The following is a 20,521-nucleotide window of genomic DNA, read 5'->3' on the forward strand; positions in this document are numbered from 1 at the left end:
GTCGCCGGCCGGAGCGCGACTCGTCACGTCCACGCCCCGCTGCGTCGGTCAGCGGAAGGTCACCACGTCCGGCGCGCTCACGTCGATCCGCTCGCTGTCCTCCCCGAGCAGCGCGGTGGCCACCCGGGCCTTGTCCGCGCTCCGCGTGGCGTCTCCCCAGACCACCGTGCGGTTCCCCCGCAACGTCAGGCTGATCCGGGCCAGACCCGCCACGCTCACCTCCACCAGCTCGGCACGCAACTGCGGGGTGAGCGCGCCGAGCACCTCCAGCGCGGCCCGGGTGTCCGGGTCGGCGGCGGCGGGTCGGACCACCCGCACCAGCGGCAGCCCGGCCGGGCGGCGGGCCACCGTCTGGAACGCCACACCGCTGCGGTCGATCACGGCGAACGCGTCCGCCTGCGGCACCACCGCCACCGGCGTCCGCTCGGTCACCTTCACCACCAGCGTGCCCGGCCAGTCCCGCGACACCGTGGCCCGCTCCACCGGCGCCAACCCACCGACCCGACGGGCGGCGGCCGCGAGGTCCACCCGCGCCAGCGGCACCCCGTCGGCAACCCCCACCGCGTCGCGTACCTGCACGTCCGTGACCAGCTCGGCGCCCTGGACGGTGACCGACCGGACACCGAACAGTCCGGTGCCGAGCACCGTCCAGGCGATCAGCCCGAGCAGCGCCAGCACGCCGGCGGCCACCGCCCACGGCATCGCCGCCCGCATCCGGCGCTGCCGGGCGCGGGCCATGAACCGGCGGGTCGACGCCGGCACCGCGTCGCTGCCGGCCCGGACCAGCTGCCAACGCCGGACCGGACCGCGCCGCCCAGAGCCGCCGTCGGGAGGGCTGGTCCGCCCGCGGGCGGGGCCGGGGCTCATCCGGCCGCGGGCGTCGAGCCGTCCGGTGCGGCGGCGCCGAGGGCCGCCCCGTCGCCACCCGCCGTGGATCCGCCCGGCACCGGCTGGCCGATCGCCGGGGTCGTCGCCAGCGGATCGACGGCCGCGGTCGCCGAGGAGCCGGCGGTACGCGCCCCCAACGCCGCCAGCAGCTCGTCACCCATCAGCGAGATCGGTGGAGCGCCCATGGTGACCACGACGTCGCCCGTGCGGGCCCGCCGGGCCACCTCGCCCGGCACGGCCTCCCACGAGTCGACGAACACCTTACGGTCGGCCGGCAGGTCCACCGCCGCGATCAGCGCCGCCGAGCCCTCGCCGGGCTGGCGCAGCTCGCCCGGCCCGAAGACCTCCAGCAGCACCACCTCGTCGGCGATGGCCAGCGCCTCGGCGATCTCCGCCTGGTTGTCGCGGGTGCGGTACAGCCGGTACGGCTGGAAGACGACGATCAACCGCCCGTCCCCGGCCACCTCGCGCAGCGTCTGCAACGCCAGCATGATCGAGGTCGGGTGGTAGGCGTACTCGTCGTAGACCAGCACACCGTCCGCGACGCCCTTGCGCTCGAAGCGCCGCCGTACGCCGGGGAAGACCGCGAGCGCGGCCTCCGCCGCCTCCAGGGGCAGTTCGAGCAGGTACGCCGTCAGCACCGCCGCGGCGCTGTTGAGCCCCATGTGCCGCCCCGGCACCGGCAGCCGGAACTCGCCCAGCGACCGTCCGTCGATCGCGGCCAGGTAGCGCACACCGCGCGCGGACGAGACGATGTCGGTCATCCGCAGGTCGGCGTCCTCGGCCGCGCCGTAGGTGAACACCCGCCGCCCCTCGGCGCGCAGGGTCTCCGCCAGCCGTCGACCGCCCGGGTCGTCGGCGCAGGTGATGATGAACCCGCCCGGGTCGGTGAGCCGCGCGAACTCCGCGAACGCCGCCTCCAGCGTCGCGAGGTCGCCGTAGGTGTTCAGGTGGTCCGGCTCGACGTTGGTGATGATCGAGACGTACGGGCGGTAGATGAGGAACGAGCGGTCGCTCTCGTCGGCCTCGACCACGAAGTGCTCGCCGGTCCCGTGGTGGGCGCCCGAGCCGACCTCGGAGATCTCCCCACCGATCACGAAGGACGGGTCCACACCGGCCTGCTGGAGCACCATCGTCACCATCGACGTGGTGGTGGTCTTGCCGTGCGTACCGGCGACCGCGATCGCCCGGCGGCCGGTCATCGCCGCCGCGAGGGCCTCCGAGCGGTGCAGCACCCGCAGGCCGCGGCGGCGGGCCTCGACCAGTTCCAGGTGGTCCTTCGGAATGGCCGAGGAGTAGACGACCGTGTCCACCCCGTCCAGGTTGGACGCCTCGTGGCTGAGGTAGATGGTGCCGCCGAGCGCCCGCAGGCCCGCCAGCGACGGCCACTCGCGCAGGTCGCTACCGGAGACCTGGATACCCCGGGTGAGCAGCAGCCGGGCCACGCCGAGCATGCCCACCCCGCCCACGCCGATCAGGTGTACGGCGCCCAGGTCCTCGGCGGTCAGCGTGCCGGCCGGGGTGAACTGCGCGGTCATCGGGCCACCGCCTCGAGGACGAACGAGCGCAGCGCCTCGTCACCGTCGCGCCGCCCGTACGCGGACGCGGCGGCGCCCATCGCGTACAGCCGCTGCGGGTCACGGATCAGCGGGATGACCGCGCGCTCCAGCCAGTCCGGGGTCAGCTCCGCGTCGTCGACGAGCAGACCGCCGCCGGCCTCCACCACGGGCAGGGCGTTGCGCCGCTGCTCCTGGTTGCTGTGCGGGTACGGCACGAAGATCGTCGGCAGGCCGATCGCGGCCACCTCGGCGACCGTCATCGCCCCGCCCCGGGCCAGCATCAGGTCGGCGGCGGCGTAGCCCAGCTCCATCTCGGACAGGTACGGCAGCGTCACGTACGGGACCGGCAGGTCGGTGGGGATCGGCACCGGCTCGTTGCGGGCGCCCATCACGTGCAGCACCTGCACGCCGTTGCGGGCCAGCTCCTTGGCCGCGCCGGAGACCGCCAGGTTGACCGAGCGGGCGCCGGACGAGCCGCCGGCCACGAAGAGCACCGGCAGATCCGGGCGGAGGCCGAACCGGGCGCGGGCGGCGTTGCGCATCGCGTACCGGTCCAGCGAGGCGATGCTGCGGCGCAGCGGCACACCGACCACGGTGGCGTCCCGCAGCGACTCGGCCTGACTCGGCTGGTGCGGGAAACCGACCGCCACGTTCTTGGTGAACTTCATGCCGAGGCGGTTCGCGACGCCCGGCGGCACGTTCACCTCGTGGATCACCATCGGCAGCTCGCGCCGCCACGCGGCCAGGTAGGCCGGCACCGAGACGTACCCGCCGAAGCCGACCACGGCGTCGGCGCGCACCTCGTCGATCACCTTGCCCGCCGCGCGGGCCGCGGTCCACATCCGGCCCGGAGTACGGACCAGGTTCATGTTGACCGACCGGGGCAGCTGGTACGCCGGGATCTGCCGCAGGTCGTAACCGTGCGGCGGAATCAGCTCGTTCTCCATGCCCTTGGGTGTGCCGAGACAGGTGATCCGGACGCCCGGGTCGTGTCGGCGCAGGCAGTCGGCGAAGGCGAGCAGCGGGTAGATGTGCCCCCCGGTGCCACCTCCCGCGAGCACCACCGAACGCAGCGGACCCATCAGCGTCTCCTCTCGCTCGCCGTACCCTGACGGCTCCGGCCCTGCCGGACACCGCGTGGTGCGGCCTGGTCGTCCTTCCGCCGCTCCCGCGCCCGGGGCACTGGCCCTCGGGCCGCCGGTGGCGTCGCCGGTCGGCGACGCCGGCCGGGAAGCGGCGGCAACGGGGCCCAGAGTAGTCGGACCCACCGGGCCGGCGGACGGGCATGCAGCGCTCTGGCCGCATCGGGTTCGGCGCGGGCGAAGGACGCCAGCATCCCGATCGCCGCCAACGTCACGACCAGGGCACTTCCGCCGTCGGAGATGAACGGCAGCGGCAGACCGGTGATCGGCAGCAGCCCGACCACGCCGCCGATGTTGATCACCGCCTGGCTCACCAGCCAGGTCGTGACGGCGGCGGCGGCGAGCCGCCGGAACGGGTCGTCGACCCGCCGGGCGATCCGCAGACCGGTGTACGCGAGCACGGCGAACAGGGCGAGCAGCACGGCGCAGCCGATCACGCCCAACTCCTCGGCGATGATCGCGAAGATGAAGTCGTTGTGGGCCTCGGGCAGCCAGTCCCACTTGACGCTGCCCTTGCCCAGCCCGACTCCGAACCAGCCACCGTGCTCGATGGCCAGCCGGCCCTGGTAGAGCTGGAGGCAGCCGTCGAGCTTGCACTCCTGCGGGTCGGGCGGGTTGATGAACGATGTCAGCCGCGCCAGCCGGTAGTTGTCCGCGCCGCGCTCGCCGGAACCGGCGCCCAGCGAGGCGACCGCGATGAGCAGGCCGACGCCGAGCAGACCGGCCACGGTCAGCGCGCCGAAGATCCGCATCCGCACGCCGGCGGCCCAGAGCAGGCCGACCACCAGTGCCAGCAGGCAGAGCATCGTGCCGGTGTCGTTGTAGCCGACCAGCACGAAGAGCAGACCCATCACCGGGAAGAGCGGGGTGGCCAACTCCCGCAACCAGCCCAGCGCGACCCCCTTGCGGGCGATCACGTGCGCGCCCCAGAGGACCAGCGCGAACTTGGCCAACTCGGATGGCTGGAGCTGGATCCCACCGACGAACAGCCAGTTCAGTCGCGCCTCGATCGGCCCGAACGTGACCGACTTCAGGTTGGCGAGCCGGCCGTACGCGACCAGCACATTGAGCACCAGCAGCAGTGCCACCGCGGTGAACAGCAGCGGCCGACCGAGGGAACGGTAGGTGCTGGCGGGCAGCCGCTGGCACGCCCAGAACGCCCCGATGCCGATCACCGCGAAGATGGCCTGCTTGGTCAACGAGGCCGACGCGTTGCCGTCCTCGGCGTAGTCCTTCACGCTGGTCGCCGAGAAGACCATGGTCAACCCGATGAGCAGCAGCAGTCCGGCGCTGGACAGCAACAGGTAGTAGGAGGCCAGCGGCCGGTCCAGCAGACCCCGCAGCGCGGCCAGTCCACCGGCCGCGTCCAGCCCGCGCAGCGGCGCCGGCGTCTCCGCTGCCACGTCCCGCCGTACCGCACCCGGCTCCGCGCCGCGGGTCTCGTCCGGCTGCTTGCCTACCTCCGTGCCGCGTCCCGCTTCCACGGTCGACGGCCGGCGCGGCCGGCCGACTGTCCTGTCCTCGGTTTCTCGTTCCTCCCCACCCGGACATCATCACCGCTCGGCGCGCCCGACAGGCCCACAACGCCGCACCGGGCGTGTCGGGCAGTGCGCGCGGCCGGGGACGGGGCCGGAGGGCGGGGGCCGGGGGCCGGGGGCCGGAGGGCCGGGGGCCGGGGGCGGCCATCTCCACCGCGTCCTTTGCTCTGCTTCGACCCAGGCAACAGTTCGGTCACCGGAGTGTCGCCTCCGTTGAAGCAGAGCAAAGGACGTTCCGACCACCCGGCCACCCAGCCCCTGTCCCGACCCCTGCCCAGCAACGCGCCCGCCCCGGCCTGCGCCTGGGCGGGCCAGGGCGAGGTCGGGGCGGGGCGGGGCGGGGCGGGGATGGGGCGTCAGGTCATGTTCGCGAGGAACTCGCTGTAGAACAGGCCCAGGGCGATGGCCACGCCGATGCCGGCGATGATCCAGAACCGGACCACGATGTTGACCTCGCTCCAGCCGGCCAACTCGAAGTGGTGCTGCAACGGAGACATCCGGAACACACGTTTACCGGTGGTCCGGAAGGAGATGATCTGGATCACCACGGACATCGTGATGATCACGAAGAGGCCGCCGATGATCGGCAGCAGCAGGATGGTGCGGGTCGACATCGCCATGCCGGCGATCAGGCCACCCAGCCCCAGCGCCCCGGTGTCGCCCATGAAGATCCGGGCCGGGGACGTGTTCCACCACAGGAAGCCCACACAGGCCCCGGCCGCCGCCCCGGCTATCAGCGCGATCTCCAACGGGTCGCGGACCTCGTAGCAGTACGGCTGTTTGTAGCTCGGGTCGGCGCACCAGTGGCGGTACTGCCAGAACGCGATCAGCGCGTACGCGGCGAGCACCATCACCGAGGCGCCGGTCGCCAGACCGTCCAGGCCGTCCGTGAGGTTGACGCCGTTCGTCGCGGCCATCACCACGAAGATGAAGATGATCACCGCGCCGACCTTGCTGACCTCCAGGAAGTCGATGTCCCGGATGAAGCTCAGCGTGGTGCTGCCCACGGTCTGGGTGTTGGTGGCCCGGCCCGTCGCGTCGGTCATCGTGCTCGGGAACCACAGCGCGATCACGCCGAAGACCGCGCCGACCAGGATCTGACCGAGCAGCTTGCCGCGCTTGTTGAGGCCGGCGCTGTTGCGCTTGCGCACCTTGAGGAAGTCGTCGAGGAAGCCCACCGCGCCGGAGAACACCATCAGCCCCAGCAGCACCAGCGCCGTGATGGTCGGCTCCACCTGCGCGATCTGCGCGTCCGGCAGCGTGGTCAGGGCCAGGTGGCCGGCCACGTACGCGATGACCGTGGCCAGGATGAAGACCACGCCGCCCATCGTCGGCGTGCCCTTCTTGCCCTGGTGCATGGCCGGGCCGTCGGACCGGATCGGCTGGCCGGCCTTGAGCCGGGTGAACACCTTGATCGCGATCGGGGTGCAGAACAACGAGACGACGAAGGCCACCCCGATGGCGACGATGATGGCCCTCATCGACTGGCCTCCTCGGCGGCGTCGGCGCGCAGGGCGTCAGCCACCTCCCAGGTCCGGTACCGGGAGCCCTTGACCAGGACGACGTCGCCCGGCCGTAGCTCGCCCCGCAGCACCTCGACGGCCGCCGCCTGATCGGTGAGCAGCACCGACTCTCCTCCCCAGTTCGCTACCGCTGTCGCGCCTTCGTGGATCGGCGCGGCCGGCTCGCCCACCACGAGCAGCCGGTCGACACCCAGCTCGGCCGCCAGCCGGCCGACCTCGGCGTGGCCGTCGCGCTCGAACGGGCCCAGCTCGGCCATGTAACCGAGCACCGCGACGGTACGCCTCTCCCGTCCGAGGCTGGCAAGCGCCCGGAGCGCGACCGCCATCGAGGCCGGGTTGGCGTTGTACGAGTCGTCGATGACCGTCACCCCGTCGGGCCGGTCGAAGACGTCCATCCGCCGGGTGGACTTCAGCCCCAGCTCGCCGAGCGCCGTGGCCAGCTCGGCCAGCGGCATGCCCAGCTCCCGGGCGACCGCGGCGGCGGCGAGCGTGTTGCCGACCTGGTGGCGGCCGGTCAGCGCGAGCCGTACCGGCGCGCTTCCCTCCGGCGTGACCAGGGTGTACGACGGGTGCCCCCGCTCGTCGAGCGTGACGTCCTCGGCGCGCAGGTCGGCGTCCGGCGCCTCACCGTAGCGGACCACCCGGGCATGCGTACGGCTCGCCATGGCGTCCACCCGGGGGTCGTCGGCGTTCAGCACGGCCAGACCGTCGGCCGGCAGCGCCTCGACCAGCTCACCCTTGGCCTGGGCGATCGCCTCCTGTGAGCCGAACTCACCGATGTGCGACGTGCCGACGTTGAGCACCACCGAGATCCGCGGCGGCACCAGCTCACACAGGTAGCGCACGTGCCCGATGCCCCGGGCGCCCTTCTCCATGACCAGGTAGCGGGTGTCCGGCCCGGCCAGCAGAGCCGTGTACGGGTGACCCAGCTCGTTGTTGAACGAACCGGGCGGCGCGACCGTGGCGCCGAGCCGGGCGGTGAGCTGACCGATCAGGTCCTTCGTGGTGGTCTTGCCGGACGAGCCGGTCACCCCGACCACGATCAGCTCGGGCAGCCGGTCCACCGCCGCGCGGGCCAGCCGACCCATCGCGGTCAGGGCGTCGTCGACCAGCACCATCGGCACCCCGGGCACCGCACGGGTGCCGAGCACGGCCACCGCGCCGGCCTCGATGGCCGTCGTCGCGTAGTCGTGCCCGTCGACCTTCTCCCCCGGGAACGCCACGAAGAGCGAACCGGGCCCGACCTTGCGCGAGTCGAACTCGACCGAGCCGGTGACGGTGGCGGCCGGGTCGGCGGCGACGAGCCGCCCGTCGACGGCCGTGGCCACCTCGGCCAGGGTCAGGGCGATCACCGCTGACCCGCCCGGTCCGCGAAGCGGGCCCGCAGCGCGTCGGCCAGCTCGGTGCTGTCGTCGAACGGGAACACCTCGCCCGCCACCTCCTGGCCCCGCTCGTGGCCCTTGCCGAGCAGAGCGATCACGTCGCCCGGCTCGGCCAGTCGGACCGCCTCGTCGATCGCGTCCCGCCGACCGGCCACCTCGATGATCCGGGCGGCGGTGTCGGCCCGGTACGCCCCGGCGAGCACCTCGGCGCGGATCTCGGCCGGGTCCTCGGTGCGCGGGTTGTCGTCGGTCACCAGCACCACGTCGGCCCCCTCGGCGGCGGCGGCACCCATCACCGGCCGCTTGCCCCGGTCCCGGTCCCCGCCAGCGCCGATCACGCAGATCAGGCGTCCGACGCTCAGCTCCCGCAGCGCGGCCAGCGCCGCCACGATCGCGTCCGACTTGTGCGCGTAGTCGACGACCCCACGCACCGGCCCGGCGACGTCGACGAGTTGCAGGCGACCGGGCACGCCACCGCAGGCGGCCACCCCGTCGGCGGCCGTCCGCGGGTCCACCCCGGCACCCACCAGCGCGGCGATGGCCAGCAACGCGTTGGCCACGTTGTGCCGGCCGGGCAGCGCCACCCCGGCGGACACGACCACGCCGTCCGGGCCGTGGGCGGTGAACCGCTGCGCGTACCCCTCGCCGTCGACGCCGTCGGCCCACCACGTCGCGGTGGGGTCGCCGGCCGCCGAGTAGCTGACCGTCGCCGGCTTGTAGAGCGGCGTGAGGGCCGGATCGTCGCGGTTGAGCACCTCGACCGCGCACCGGCCGTCGAAGAGCTGCGCCTTGGCGGCGAAGTAGTCGGCGCTGTCGGCGTGGAAGTCCAGGTGGTCGGAGCCGAAGTTCGTGTAGCCCCCCACGGCGAAGCGCACCCCACCGACCCGGCCCATGGCCAGGGCGTGACTGGAGACCTCCATGACGACGGCGGTGACCCCACGCTCGCGGGCGGTGGCCAGCATCGCGTGCAGGTCGGTCGCCTCCGGGGTGGTCCGCACGCTGTCGATCACGAGATCACCGAGGCGGGTCTCCACGGTGCCGATCAGTCCGGTGGTGTGTCCGGCGGCGCGCAGCCCCGACTCCACCAGATAGGCCGTGGACGTCTTTCCGGCCGTGCCGGTGATGCCGATGACGGTCAGGTCGGCGGTCGGGTCGCCGTACACGGCCGACGCCAGCTCGCCGAGCACCGCGCGCGGATCGGGAACCACCAGGGCGGGCAGGCCACTCGCCGCCGCCAGCTCCGCGCCGGCCGGATCGGTCAGCAGGGCCACCCCGCCGGCCTCGGCCGCGTCGACGGCGAACTCCGCGCCGTGGCGGCGGGCACCGGGCAGGGCCGCGTACAGGTCGCCGGGGCGGACCTCCTGGCTCGCGTGGGTGGCACCCGTGACGAGCACGTCGGCGGCGTCCGCCGGCAGGTCGACGGCGAGCCGGGCGGCGAGATCACCGAGCCGGACGCCGGTCACGGTACGTGGACGTGGATTGCCGGGCACGGCGTCAGACCCTACCCGGTCGTCCGGTTCCGGCCGCACAGCCGCCCCGGTGGTTCGTCGGCACTCACCGATGATGTCGCGCCCACGCCGCTCAGCGCGGATAGACCACGAACTTCGGTGCGGAACCACTCGGGGACGGCGGCACCCGGTAGTGACGCAGCGTGAACTGCATCATCTCCCGGAACGCCGGGTTGGCGATCGCCGCGCCACCACCACCGGGGGCGTACACGAAGACCGCGATCACGTACCGGGGCTTCTCGGCGGGGGCCATGCCGATGAACGAGGACACCTCGCCCGGCTGCCTCTTGCCGTCGACCCGACGCCACCCGGTGCCGGTCTTGCCGGCGACCCGGTAGCCGGGTACCGCGGCCGTGGTGCCGGTGGCGCCCTCGACGGTGGTGACCGCCTCCAGCATGGTGCGCAGCGCCGCCGCGTTCTGCGGGCTGAGCACGGAGCGGGTGACCGGCGCGGGCGCGGGGGTCCGTTTGCCGTCCGGGCCGATCGTCTCCTTGACCAGGTGCGGCTGCACGTACGTGCCGTCGTTGGCGATCGCGGCGTACGCGGCGGCCATCTGCAACGGCGTGGCGTCGACGCTGTGCCCGATCGGCACCGAGCCGTACGACGAGTCGCTCCACTCGTCGGCCGGCAGCAGTCGGCCGCTGGCCTCGCCGGGCAGGCCCTCGCGGGTGGGCTGCCCCAGCCCGAACCGCTTCTGGTAGTCGATCAGCCGGTCCTTGCCGAGCTTGTCGGCGACGGTGATGGCCCCGACGTTCGACGAGAAGGCCAGCATTCCCGGAATGCTCATCTTCTTGCCGTTGGCGGGGTGCGTGTCCGAGAACCAGGTGTCACCCATCTTGATGCTGTTCGCGATCGGCAGCGTGGTGTCCGGGGTGATCACCCCCTCCTGGAGCGCGGCGGCGTAGGTGATGGCCTTGTGCACCGAGCCCGGCTCGACCACGAAGCTGGTCGCGGCGTCCTCCCGGGCGACCGGGTCACTCGGGGTCGGCTTGGCGGCGTTGTAGGTGGGGTCGCTGGCCTGGGCCCGCACCTCGCCGGTGGCGACGTCGATGATCACGGCCGCGGCGGTCGCGCCCTTCTGCCCCGCCATCCCCGCGCTGAGGATCTGTTGGCAACGGAACTGCAGGTCCCGGTCGATGGTGAGCGCGATCGAGCTGCCCGGCTTGGCCGGGGTCGTCTTGCTGTAGCCGCCGGGGATCGGCGCGGCGAGGTCACCGAGGCCGGCCTCGTACACCCGCCGGCCATCCTGCCCGGAGAGGAGGTCGTCGTAGCGGGCCTCCAACCCCTCCAGGCCGTCCATGTCCTGGCTGGTGAAGCCGATCAGGTTGGCCGCCAGGTCGCCGCCGGGCACCTCCCGGCGCTCGTCGCGGTGCACGCCGATGCCGGGCAGGTCCAGATCCAACACCTGCTTGGCCGTCGGGATCTCCACCCCCCGGGCCAGGTACTCGAAACGCGACGCGTTGCCGTTCTCCAGTTTGCGGGGCTTCATCAGCTCGGTCAGCTTCGAGGCGGGAATGCCGAGCAACGGGGAGAGCGCCTTGGCGGTGGCGTCCGCGCCGATCCACCCAGGGCTGGACCGGTCCTCGATCAGCGTCGGGTCGGCGAACACGTACCGCGCCTCGACGCTGTGCGCCAGCGGCTCGCCCCGGAAGTCGTAGATCGCGCCGCGCGGCGCGGGCAGCTCCACGGTGCGCGTCCGGTCGGCGACGCCACCACCGGCGTAGGCGGGGGTGTCGACCGCCTGCAGGAAGACCAGCCGCACCCCGATGGCGACGAAGAGCGCCAGGGTGAGCACGGTGCCCAGGCGCAGCCGCAGCCGCGGGTCGGCGAGCTTCGGCGGGCGGGGCGGCTTGCGGGACGGGCGGCGGGCCGTCGGACGGTCGCCGCGACCGGGGCGCGCGGCGTGGTGCGGCGACGCGGTGGCGGAACGTCGCCGGGGGCGCCGCGCGGGGTCCGGGGCGCGACGGTGCGCACGACACCGCTGCGGCCGGCCGCCGGAGCGTCACGCCGGCCGGCGCGGGCGGCGGCCCGGCCGCCGTCGAGCACCTGCAACGCCGGCCGGAACGGGTCGCCGGACCGCGTGCTGCCCCGAGGGGTACGCCGCTGCTCGGCGTTCCCGCCGCGCGCGGGCGTGCCGCGCTCCTCGCGGACCGTCCGCCCTCTCGGGGTGTACGCCCGAGCGCCGGAGATGCCACCGATCCCCGACTCACCCGTGCGCGACTCGGAGTCGGCGGCATCACGGCGAGAACCGCGCCGGGACCCCGTGGGGTCCCGGCGCGGCTCATCCGACCTCGGTGGCACCGGTCAGCCTCCCGCGCCCTGGCTGGTGACCGACGGCTCGCCGGTCGCCGGCTTGGGCACGCCGATCGGCTTGCCGTCCGGCATCCGGATGTACGCCGGCTCACCGGCGTCCACCAGACCCAGCCGACGGGCCTCGGCGGTCAGGTTCCCCGGCGCCTTGGCGTCGGCGATCTCCTTGTCGAGCTGCTGCTTCTCCAGGTCCAGTCGGGCCTGCTGCTGCTGCAGCTTCTCCAACCGGAACGCGTTCTCATTGATCTTGGTGTTGACCGCCAGGATGCCGAACACCCCGCCGACCACCAGCACCACGATCAGCGCCGCGAACGGCGCGCGCGGAACCGACACCGGTGGCGGAGGCGCCACCCGCAGCCGCGGCGAGCGGGCTGCCGCCGTGGCGGCTGCCTTCTCGGCCGGACGCAGCGCGGCACTGCCCTGGGTCGGGAACTCGCGCGCCCCCCGGGCGCGAGCCTCCCCCTGCCGACTCACTCGATCGATGCGTGGCGTACCGTTTTCCACGCGCGGAGCTCGCTCCGCCGCGGTCCGGCCCCCCGACCGCGGTGCGCGCTGCCCGCCGCCGGTGACGTCCCGGCGGTCGCGCTTGTCAATGCTCATGTCCCTCCCCCTCAACGTCCGTCCCTCGCCGGTCGCGGCGCCCCTGATCCCCCACGGATCAGGCGGACCCCGTGCCCGGTTGGTGCATTCCCTTCACCCGTCGGCGAGACCGTTCGCGGTCGGTCCGCCCCTGCTCTGTCGCGTTCGGGTCGAGTCGCTCCGCGGCCCGCAACCGCACCGAAGCGGCGCGCGGGTTCGCGGCGACCTCCGCCTCCCCGGGCAGTTCGGCGCCCCGGCTGAGCAGCCGGAACGTCGGACCGGACCCGGGCAGCTCGACCGGGAGGTCGACCGGGCCCTTACTGCGGACCCGGTCCGCGAGCGCCGCCTTGGTGAGCCGGTCCTCCAGCGAGTGGTAGGACAGGACCACCATGCGACCGCCCACGGTCAGTGCGTCGAGCGCGGACGGCAGCGCTGTCTCCAGCGCTGCCAGCTCTCTGTTTACCTCGATCCGTAAAGCCTGAAACGTTCTCTTTGCCGGGTGCCCACCCGTTCGTCGGGCTGGTGCCGGAATCGACTCCCGGACCAGCTCGGCCAGGCGCGCCGACGAGGTGATCCGGGCCCGCTCGCGCTCCCGGATGATCGCCGAGGCGATCCGCCCGGCGAACTTCTCCTCGCCGTACACCCGCAGCACCCGGGCCAGATCCGGATGGGCGTACGTGTTGACCACCTCTTCGGCGGTCGTCCCCCGCGTCTGGTCCATCCGCATGTCCAGCGGCGCGTCCTGCGCGTACGCGAACCCGCGGTCGGGCGCGTCCAGTTGCAGCGACGAGACACCCAGGTCGAACAGGATCCCGTCGATGCCCGGATAACCCAGCCGCTGGAGCACGTCGGGCAGCTCGTCGTAGACGGCGTGCTCCAGGTGCACCCGGTCGGCGAACCGCGCCAACCGCACCCGTGCGTGGGCGAGCGCCTCGGTGTCCCGGTCGAGCCCGATCAGGACGGTCTCCGGATGCGCTTCGAGCACCGCCTCCGCGTGCCCGGCCAAGCCGAGCGTCGCGTCGACGTGCACCGTCCGGCCGCCTCGACCCAGCGCGGGGGCCAGCAGCTCGAGACACCGCTCGAGCAGCACCGGCACGTGCGTGCCGCGCAACTCCCCCATGATGACCCCCACTGGTTGAAACGTCCGTTCTTCTCGCGCGCCTGCCGTGGCGACGGCGCTCCCGTCGTACCGCCAGATCCCCATCCGCTCCCGCCGGACACCGACTTCCGCCGGATTCCTGGATCGTGCGCCTGGCACCGGGGAAGTGATGCCAGGAACTCGAAAGCGGCTGGAGATCTCGCAGTACGTCGGGCGCCGTTCCGCCCTACAGACCGCCGGGCAGCACCCCCTCCTCGATGTCGGCGAAGTCGTCTTCGCTCTCGGCGAGGTAGGTCTCCCAGGCGACCTTGTCCCAGATCTCGACCCGTGTGCTCGCGCCGATGACCACCAGGTCCCGGTCGAGCGCCGCGTACTCACGAAGATGCGCGGGGATCGTCACGCGGCCCTGCTTGTCCGGCACCTCGTCGTGCGCGCTGGCGAAGAAGACCCGGCTGTAGGCCCGGGCCGCCTTGTGCGTCATCGGCTGCGCGCGCAACTGCTCCGCGATTCGTTGGAACTCGGGCGTCGGAAAGACATAGAGGCAGCGATCCTGCCCTTTGGTGACCACGACACCCCCCGCCAGCTCATCCCGGAACTTGGCCGGAAGGATCAACCGGCCCTTCTCGTCCAGGCGCGGGGTATGGGTGCCGAGAAACATCGGCCCAACCCCCTCGCCCTTGAGCGGCGTTCGCGGCGCCGCTGACCCCCCGGGCCGGTGAGCCCTCCCGGCCTCACCATTGGGCCCCACTCTACTCCACTTCCCTCCACCTGCAACCAGATTCGCCCGCGTGGCGCGTCCGGTCCGCGCGTGAAACCGCACGTCACAGGGGGTGGAGCGGAGTGGAGGGCCGGCCCGGCCGCCCGGCGTGGTCCGCTTTCCGACATTGATCGACTCCGTCCGGCCGAGCGCGCGCCGACCTCCCGCCGGGATGCCACGGCCGAACGGTTCACCGTCGGCGGCGATCTGGCGAGGTCGGCGGTCCGGTAACCTCGCTCGCGTGACGGACGCGAAAATGCCCCTACGGGCCAAGGTGGCCAGCTCCGTGTCACGGACCGCCGCGGCGCTCTCCCGGGCCGCCGGCCGTGGCGACGGTTCGGTGATCGGCGGGTGGATCGGATTGAAGATCGACCCGGACCTGCTGGCGCACCTGTCGGCCGGCCGCGCCATCGCGCTGGTCTCCGGCACCAACGGCAAGACGACCACCACCCGGTTGACCGCCGCCGCGGTCGGCGTGCTCGGCCGGGTCGCCACCAACTCGTTCGGCGCCAACATGCCCAGCGGGCACACCTCGGCGCTGGCCAAGGCCGGCAGCACCCCGTACGCGGTGCTGGAGGTCGACGAGCACTACCTCGCCCAGGTGCTCGAGTCGACCGAGCCGCACGTGGTCGCGCTGCTCAACCTCTCCCGCGACCAGCTCGACCGCGCCAAGGAGGTCGCCATGATGGCGCAGCTCTGGCGCGCGGCCCTGGTCCGGCACACCGACGTACGGGTGGTGGCCAACGCCGACGACCCGATGGTGGTCTGGGCGGCCACCCCGCCGGCCGACCCGGCCCGCGGCATCAACCCGCCGCACGTGACCTGGTTCAGCGCCGGCCAGCGCTGGCACGACGACTCCTGGGTCTGCCCGGAGTGCGGCTCCACCATCGCCCGCTCCGGTGAGCAGTGGTGGTGCACCGGCTGCTCGCTGCGCCGCCCCGAGCCGAACTGGGTCGTCGAGGACGAGGGCGTGCTCGACCCCACCGGGGCCTGGCACAAGGTCTCCCTCCAGCTACCCGGCAAGGTCAACCTGGGCAACGCGGCGACCGCGCTGGCGGTGGCGGCCGAGTTCGGCGTACGCCCCGTCGACGCGGTGAGCCGCCTCGGCATCGTGACCTCGGTCGCCGGCCGGTACGCGCAGGTCGACCGGGACGGGCGCAACATCCGGCTGCTGCTGGCCAAGAACCCGGCCAGCTGGCTGGAGGCGTTCGACATGGCCGACGAGGCGCCCACCCTGCTCTCCATCAACGCGCGTGACCCCGACGGGTTGGACACCTCCTGGCTGTTCGACGTCGATTTCGCCCCGCTCCGCGGCCGGCAGGTGTTGATCACCGGTGACCGGGCATACGACCTGGCGGTTCGGCTGGACGTCAACGACGTGCCCTTCCAGCACGTCCGCACGTTCGACGACGCCGTCCGGTCGGTCCCGCCCGGCCGGCTCGAGGTCATCGCGAACTACACCGCGTTCCAGGACATCCGAGCGGAGTTGGACCGTGTCAACTGAGAGCCTGCGTATCGTCTGGATCTACCCCGATCTGCTGTCCACCTACGGTGACCGGGGCAACGCGCTGATCCTGGCCCGGCGGGCCCGCCAGCGCGGCATGCCGGTCGAGGTGCTGGAGGTCCGCTCCGACCAGCAACTGCCGTCGACGGCCGACATCTACCTCGTCGGCGGCGGCGAGGACGGCCCGCAGGCGCTGGGCGCGCAGCGACTCATCGCGGACGGCGGTCTGCACCGGGCGGTCGCCCAGGGCTCGGTGGTCTTCGGTGTCTGCGCCGGTTACCAGCTGCTCGGGACGTCCTTCTTCGCCAAGGGAGTGCAGTGCCGCGGCCTGGAACTGCTGGACCTGCGGTCGGACCGGGGCGAGAGCCGGGCCGTCGGCGAGTTGGCCGGTGAGATCGACCCTCGGCTGGGCCTGCCGCCGCTGACCGGTTTCGAGAACCACGGTGGCCGTACCCACCTCGGCCCGGAGGTCGCCCCCCTGGCCCGCGTCACCGCCGGGATCGGCAACGACGGCGCCACCGAGGGCGCCTGGCGCGGCAAGCTGCTCGGCACCTACTCGCACGGTCCCGCGCTGGCGCGCAACCCGGCCCTGGCCGACCTGCTGCTGCGCTGGGCCACCGGGGCACACCAGCTCCCGCCGCTGGACGACACCTGGCCCGACCGGCTCCGTAACGAGCGCCGCTCAGCGGTGGCCGCCGCCCGGGCATGATCCGCGCTGTCCGACGGCTGCTCCGGCAGCCGTCGGCCGCTCGGTTCGCCCTGCTGGTCGCGCTCATCGGCGGCTGCGGGCTGCTGCTGCTCCTGGCACCCCGCCCGGACCCGGCGCGGCTGCCGGCGCTCGCCGACCAGTTGGGCGACCTAGCCCCGGTGGCGGCGATCCTCGGCGGCGCGCTGCTTTTGGTCGCGCTGGTCCCCCGCACCTTCGTGACGCTCGCCGCGGGCGCGATCTTCGGCCCCCTGGAGGGCGCCGCGTACGCCCTGGGCGCCGCGTTGGTGGCCGCGGCGATCGGGTTCACCGTCGGCCGGCTGCTCGGCCGGGAGTTCGTCGCCGAACGGGTACGGGGCCGGTTGGCCCGCCTCGACGGGTGGTTCGCCCGGCAGAGCGTGTTCGGGGTGGTCACCGTCCGGCTGCTGCCGATCGCGGGGTTCGGCCTGGTCAGCTACGGCTATGGCACGACCGGCGCGCGGGTGTTGCCGTTCCTGGCCGGCAGCGTGATCGCCTCCGCGCCGACCGCGTTCGGCTACGCGGCCATCGGCGCGGCCGTCAGCTCCCCCGGGCACGTCAACTGGTACGCCGCCGCCCCCGCCAGCCTCGGCCTGATCGCCAGCCTCGTGCTCGTCCACCAGTGGTGGCGCGCCAACCGCCACCGCCGCCGCACCCCGGTCTAACCAACCCCACCCTCGCCCGCCCCACCCTCGCCTCGCCTCGCCCTCGCCCTCGCCCTCGCCGATCTTGCACTTTCTGTCCCGACAAACCCTGACGCAGGGGGCGGAACGGCAACCGAATCTGCAAGATCGACGAGGCGGGGCGGGGCAGGGCGGGCGGGAGCGCGGCGGGCGGGACGCGGACAGGGTGGGGGTTACACGACGACGGAGACCATGCGGCCCTTGACCACGATGACCTTGCGGGGTTCCTTGCCGGCCAGTGACGCGGCCACCGCCTCCAGGGCCGCCGCGCGGACGGTCTCGTCGGCGGCGTCGGCGGGCACCTCGACACGTCCCCGGACCTTGCCGTTGACCTGCACCGGGTAGGTCACCGTGTCGGCCACCAGCAGCGCCGGATCGGCCACCGGGAAGTCCGCGTACGTCAACGAGGTGTCGTGACCCAGCTTGCGCCACAGCTCCTCGGCCACGTGCGGGGCGAACGGCGCCACCATCAGCACCAGCGGCTCGGCCACCTCGCGGGGCGTCGCCGACAACCCGGTCAGCCCGTTGGTCAGCTGAATCAGCTTGGCGATCGCGGTGTTGAACCGGATGCCGTCCATGTCGCCACGGACCCCGTCGATCACCGTGTGCAGCAGCCGTCGGGTCGCCTCGTCGGCCGGGTCGTCGGTGACGCGCAGCTCGCCGGTCTGCTCGTCGACGACCGCCCGCCAGACCCGCTGCAGGAACCGGTACGAGCCGATGACCGCCCGGGTCTCCCACGGGCGGGACACCTCCAGCGGGCCCATCGACATCTCGTACACCCGGAAGGTGTCCGCGCCGTACGCCGCGCACATGTCGTCGGGGGTCACCACGTTCTTCAGCGACTTGCCCATCTTGCCGTACTCGCGGTTGACCACCAGGTCTTCCAGGTAGTACGCGCCGTCGCGCTCGATGACGTCCTCGGCCTGCACGTAGCTGCCCCGCGAGTCGGTGTACGCGTACGCCTGGATCATGCCCTGGTTGAACAGCTTGCGGAACGGCTCGAACGACGACACGTGCCCCAGGTCGAACAGCACCTTGTGCCAGAACCGCGCGTACAGCAGGTGCAGTACGGCGTGCTCGGCGCCACCGACGTACAGGTCGGTGCCGCCGCAGTCGCCCTCGCCGCGCGGACCCATCCAGTACCGCTCGTTCTCGGCGCTGACGAACCGCTCGGAGTTGGTCGGATCCAGGTAGCGCAGCTCGTACCAGCAGGAGCCGGCCCACTGCGGCATCACATTGGTCTCGCGGGTGTAGCGCTTCGGCCCGTCACCCAGGTCCAGCTCGACCTCGACCCAGTCGCGGCGACGCGACAGCGGGGTCTCCGGGTTGGAGTCCGCGTCGTCCGGGTCGAACGTCTTCGGGGAGAAGTCGTCCACCTCCGGCAGCTCGACCGGCAGCATCTCCTCCGGCAGGGCGATCGCCGCGCCGGTCTCGTCGTACACGATCGGGAACGGCTCACCCCAGTAGCGCTGCCGGGAGAACAACCAGTCCCGCAGCCGGTAGGTCACCGCGCCGGTCCCGTGCCCGTTCGCCTCCAGCCACGCGATGATCGCCGCCTTGGCGTCGGCGACCCCCAGGCCGTTCAGGTCCAGGCCGCGCTCGGGCGCGGCGCTGTTGATGGCCGGGCCGTCGCCGGTGTACGCCTTGCCGTCGAAGCCCTCCGCCGGCTGCACGGTCCGCACGATGGGCAGCTCGAATACCTCGGCGAACGCCCAGTCCCGTTCGTCCTGCGCCGGCACCGCCATGATCGCGCCGGTGCCGTAGCCGGCCAGCACGTAGTCCGCGATGAAGATCGGGATCTGCGCGCCGGTGACCGGGTTCGTGGCGTACGCGCCGATGAAGACGCCGGTCTTCTCCTTGGAGTCGGACTGCCGCTCGACGTCGGTCTTCGCGGCGGCGGCCTTGCGGTACGCCTCGACGGCCCCGCGGGGGCTGGCGTGCCCGCCGGTCCAGGCGTCCCGCGTGCCGTCCGGCCAGCCGGCCGGCGCCAGCGCGTCGACCAGCTCGTGCTCCGGCGCCAGCACCATGTACGTGGCGCCGAAGATGGTGTCCGGGCGGGTCGTGAACACCCGGATCGGTGTCCCCGCCGTGGCGAAGTCGATGTGCGCGCCCTGCGAGCGGCCGATCCAGTTGCGCTGCATCAGCTTGATCGGCTCGGGCCAGTCCAGGCTGTCCAGGTCGTCCAGCAGCCGGTCACCGTACGCGGTGATCCGCATCATCCACTGCTTCAGGTTGCGCTTGAAGACCGGGAAGTTGCCCCGGTCGGAGCGGCCGTCGGCGGTGACCTCCTCGTTGGCCAGCACGGTGCCCAGACCCGGGCACCAGTTCACCGGGGCCTGCGAGACGTACGCCAGGCGGTGGTCGTCGACGACTCCGCGACGCTCGGCGACGCTCAGCTCGGCCCAGGCGCGGCCGTCCGGGGTGGCCCGGTTGCCGCCCTCGAACTCGGCGATCAGCTCGGCGATCGGGCGGGCCCGGCCGGCGTCGCGGTCGTACCAGGAGTTGAAGATCTGCAGGAAGATCCACTGCGTCCAGCGGTAGAAGTCGGTGTCGATGGTCGCCACCGAGCGTCGCTCGTCGTGCGCCAGCCCCAGGCGGCGCAGCTGCGCCTTGTACCGCTCGATGTTCTGCTCGGTGGTGGTCCTGGGGTGGGTGCCGGTCTGCACGGCGTACTGCTCGGCGGGCAGCCCGAACGCGTCGAACCCCATGGCGTGCAGCACGTTGTGCCCGGCCATCCGCTGGTAGCGGGCGTAGCAGTCGGTGCCGATGTAGCCCAGCGGGTGGCCGACGTGCAGGCCGGCGCCCGAGGGGTACGGGAACATGTCCAGCACGTACAGCTTCTCCGCGCCGGCCCGGGGGTGGCTCGGGTCGGCCAGCGGGCCGGTCGGGTTCGGCGCGTGGAAGGTGCCCTCGCGTGCCCAGGTGTCCTGCCAACGCGTCTCGATCTCGTCGGCCATGGCCGCGGTGTACCGGAACGGGGGGATGTCGCCCGCCGGTGCGGCTGCCTCGCTCATCGTCTCTCCTCGCTTCGCTTCGCTTCGTCTCGGCACCGCCGGGCCGGACCGGCGGCGGGCACAAAAAAGCCCCTCGCGCAGGAGGGGCCGCCGTGCTGTCGCTGCGTTCAGCGCATCAGCACGGCCCGGTAAGAAGCAGGAAGACTCCGGCCATGCCCGGCAGTGTACCGCGTGCACAGTTCCGCCTGCCGACCACCGGGCGTGTTCGACCCGTTCCCCCTAGCTGGCGAATATCGGGGCGTAACCGGCGGACTACCTGCGGGGGTCGGCGATAACGACAAACATGGTTAGCCTGAGAGGCCAGTGAGATT

General features: G+C 72.8%; 13 protein-coding genes and 2 pseudogenes. 3 read left to right on the top strand and 12 right to left on the bottom strand.

Translation table 11 applies throughout. The features are described 5' to 3' along the window. Positions 1-48: 48 nt before the first annotated feature. From ACQP0N_RS23765 to mraZ, 11 genes and pseudogenes are all read right to left on the bottom strand, one after another. Entirely contained in the window at positions 49-867 is an 819-nt protein-coding gene (locus ACQP0N_RS23765) for a cell division protein FtsQ/DivIB (protein WP_433114223.1), read from the bottom strand. After that, on the bottom strand, positions 864-2,426 hold the full coding sequence (gene murC, locus ACQP0N_RS23770; RefSeq protein WP_433114225.1) for a UDP-N-acetylmuramate--L-alanine ligase: 1,563 nt from the start codon (positions 2,424-2,426) through the stop codon (positions 864-866). The genes ACQP0N_RS23765 and murC overlap by 4 nt, the downstream gene beginning before the upstream one ends. Next, complete coding sequence (murG, locus tag ACQP0N_RS23775; protein WP_355049465.1) at positions 2,423-3,529, bottom strand: undecaprenyldiphospho-muramoylpentapeptide beta-N-acetylglucosaminyltransferase; 1,107 nt, start codon at positions 3,527-3,529, stop codon at positions 2,423-2,425. Before murG ends, murC begins: the two co-directional genes overlap by 4 nt. Then, positions 3,529-4,941, bottom strand: a complete 1,413-nt coding sequence (locus tag ACQP0N_RS23780; RefSeq protein WP_433121780.1) for an FtsW/RodA/SpoVE family cell cycle protein — start codon at positions 4,939-4,941, stop codon at positions 3,529-3,531. The genes murG and ACQP0N_RS23780 overlap by 1 nt, the downstream gene beginning before the upstream one ends. Before the next feature lie 542 nt (positions 4,942-5,483). Then, entirely contained in the window at positions 5,484-6,608 is a 1,125-nt protein-coding gene (gene mraY / locus ACQP0N_RS23785; protein WP_433114227.1) for a phospho-N-acetylmuramoyl-pentapeptide-transferase, read from the bottom strand. After that, positions 6,605-8,002, bottom strand: a complete 1,398-nt coding sequence (locus ACQP0N_RS23790) for a UDP-N-acetylmuramoyl-tripeptide--D-alanyl-D-alanine ligase (protein WP_433114229.1) — start codon at positions 8,000-8,002, stop codon at positions 6,605-6,607. The genes mraY and ACQP0N_RS23790 overlap by 4 nt, the downstream gene beginning before the upstream one ends. Further along, positions 7,999-9,561, bottom strand: a complete 1,563-nt coding sequence (locus ACQP0N_RS23795) for a UDP-N-acetylmuramoyl-L-alanyl-D-glutamate--2,6-diaminopimelate ligase (protein WP_433114230.1) — start codon at positions 9,559-9,561, stop codon at positions 7,999-8,001. The genes ACQP0N_RS23790 and ACQP0N_RS23795 overlap by 4 nt, the downstream gene beginning before the upstream one ends. A gap of 52 nt (positions 9,562-9,613) precedes the next feature. After that, positions 9,614-11,841, bottom strand: a pseudogene (locus ACQP0N_RS23800) (peptidoglycan D,D-transpeptidase FtsI family protein). 3 nt (positions 11,842-11,844) lie between these two features. Continuing rightward, on the bottom strand, positions 11,845-12,450 hold the full coding sequence (locus tag ACQP0N_RS23805; RefSeq protein WP_396799186.1) for a hypothetical protein: 606 nt from the start codon (positions 12,448-12,450) through the stop codon (positions 11,845-11,847). After that, positions 12,440-13,549, bottom strand: a pseudogene (gene rsmH, locus ACQP0N_RS23810) (16S rRNA (cytosine(1402)-N(4))-methyltransferase RsmH). Before rsmH ends, ACQP0N_RS23805 begins: the two are co-directional and overlap by 11 nt. 205 nt (positions 13,550-13,754) lie before the next feature. Further along, positions 13,755-14,186, bottom strand: coding sequence for a division/cell wall cluster transcriptional repressor MraZ (gene mraZ, locus ACQP0N_RS23815; RefSeq protein ID WP_355049459.1), 432 nt, complete (start codon positions 14,184-14,186; stop codon positions 13,755-13,757). A 355-nt stretch (positions 14,187-14,541) separates the two neighbouring features. Here mraZ and ACQP0N_RS23820 point away from each other — a divergent pair, with 355 nt between their 5' ends. The 3 genes from ACQP0N_RS23820 to ACQP0N_RS23830 are packed head-to-tail and all read left to right on the top strand — an operon-like array spanning position 14,542 to position 17,178. After that, entirely contained in the window at positions 14,542-15,789 is a 1,248-nt protein-coding gene (locus ACQP0N_RS23820; protein ID WP_433121782.1) for a MurT ligase domain-containing protein, read from the top strand. Then, positions 15,779-16,498 (top strand): type 1 glutamine amidotransferase, encoded by a 720-nt coding sequence (locus ACQP0N_RS23825; protein ID WP_355049458.1) that lies wholly within the window; start codon positions 15,779-15,781, stop codon positions 16,496-16,498. Before ACQP0N_RS23820 ends, ACQP0N_RS23825 begins: the two co-directional genes overlap by 11 nt. Then, positions 16,495-17,178 (top strand): TVP38/TMEM64 family protein, encoded by a 684-nt coding sequence (locus tag ACQP0N_RS23830; RefSeq protein ID WP_433114233.1) that lies wholly within the window; start codon positions 16,495-16,497, stop codon positions 17,176-17,178. Before ACQP0N_RS23825 ends, ACQP0N_RS23830 begins: the two co-directional genes overlap by 4 nt. Positions 17,179-17,369: 191 nt before the next feature. On the opposite strand, the gene leuS is transcribed toward ACQP0N_RS23830, so the two are convergent. Next, entirely contained in the window at positions 17,370-20,210 is a 2,841-nt protein-coding gene (gene leuS, locus ACQP0N_RS23835) for a leucine--tRNA ligase (RefSeq protein ID WP_433114235.1), read from the bottom strand. Between the last annotated feature and the right edge of the window lie 311 nt (positions 20,211-20,521).

Origin of the sequence: Micromonospora sp. CA-246542, from assembly GCF_050942905.1 — a bacterium.
Classification (GTDB): Bacteria; Actinomycetota; Actinomycetes; order Mycobacteriales; family Micromonosporaceae; genus Micromonospora.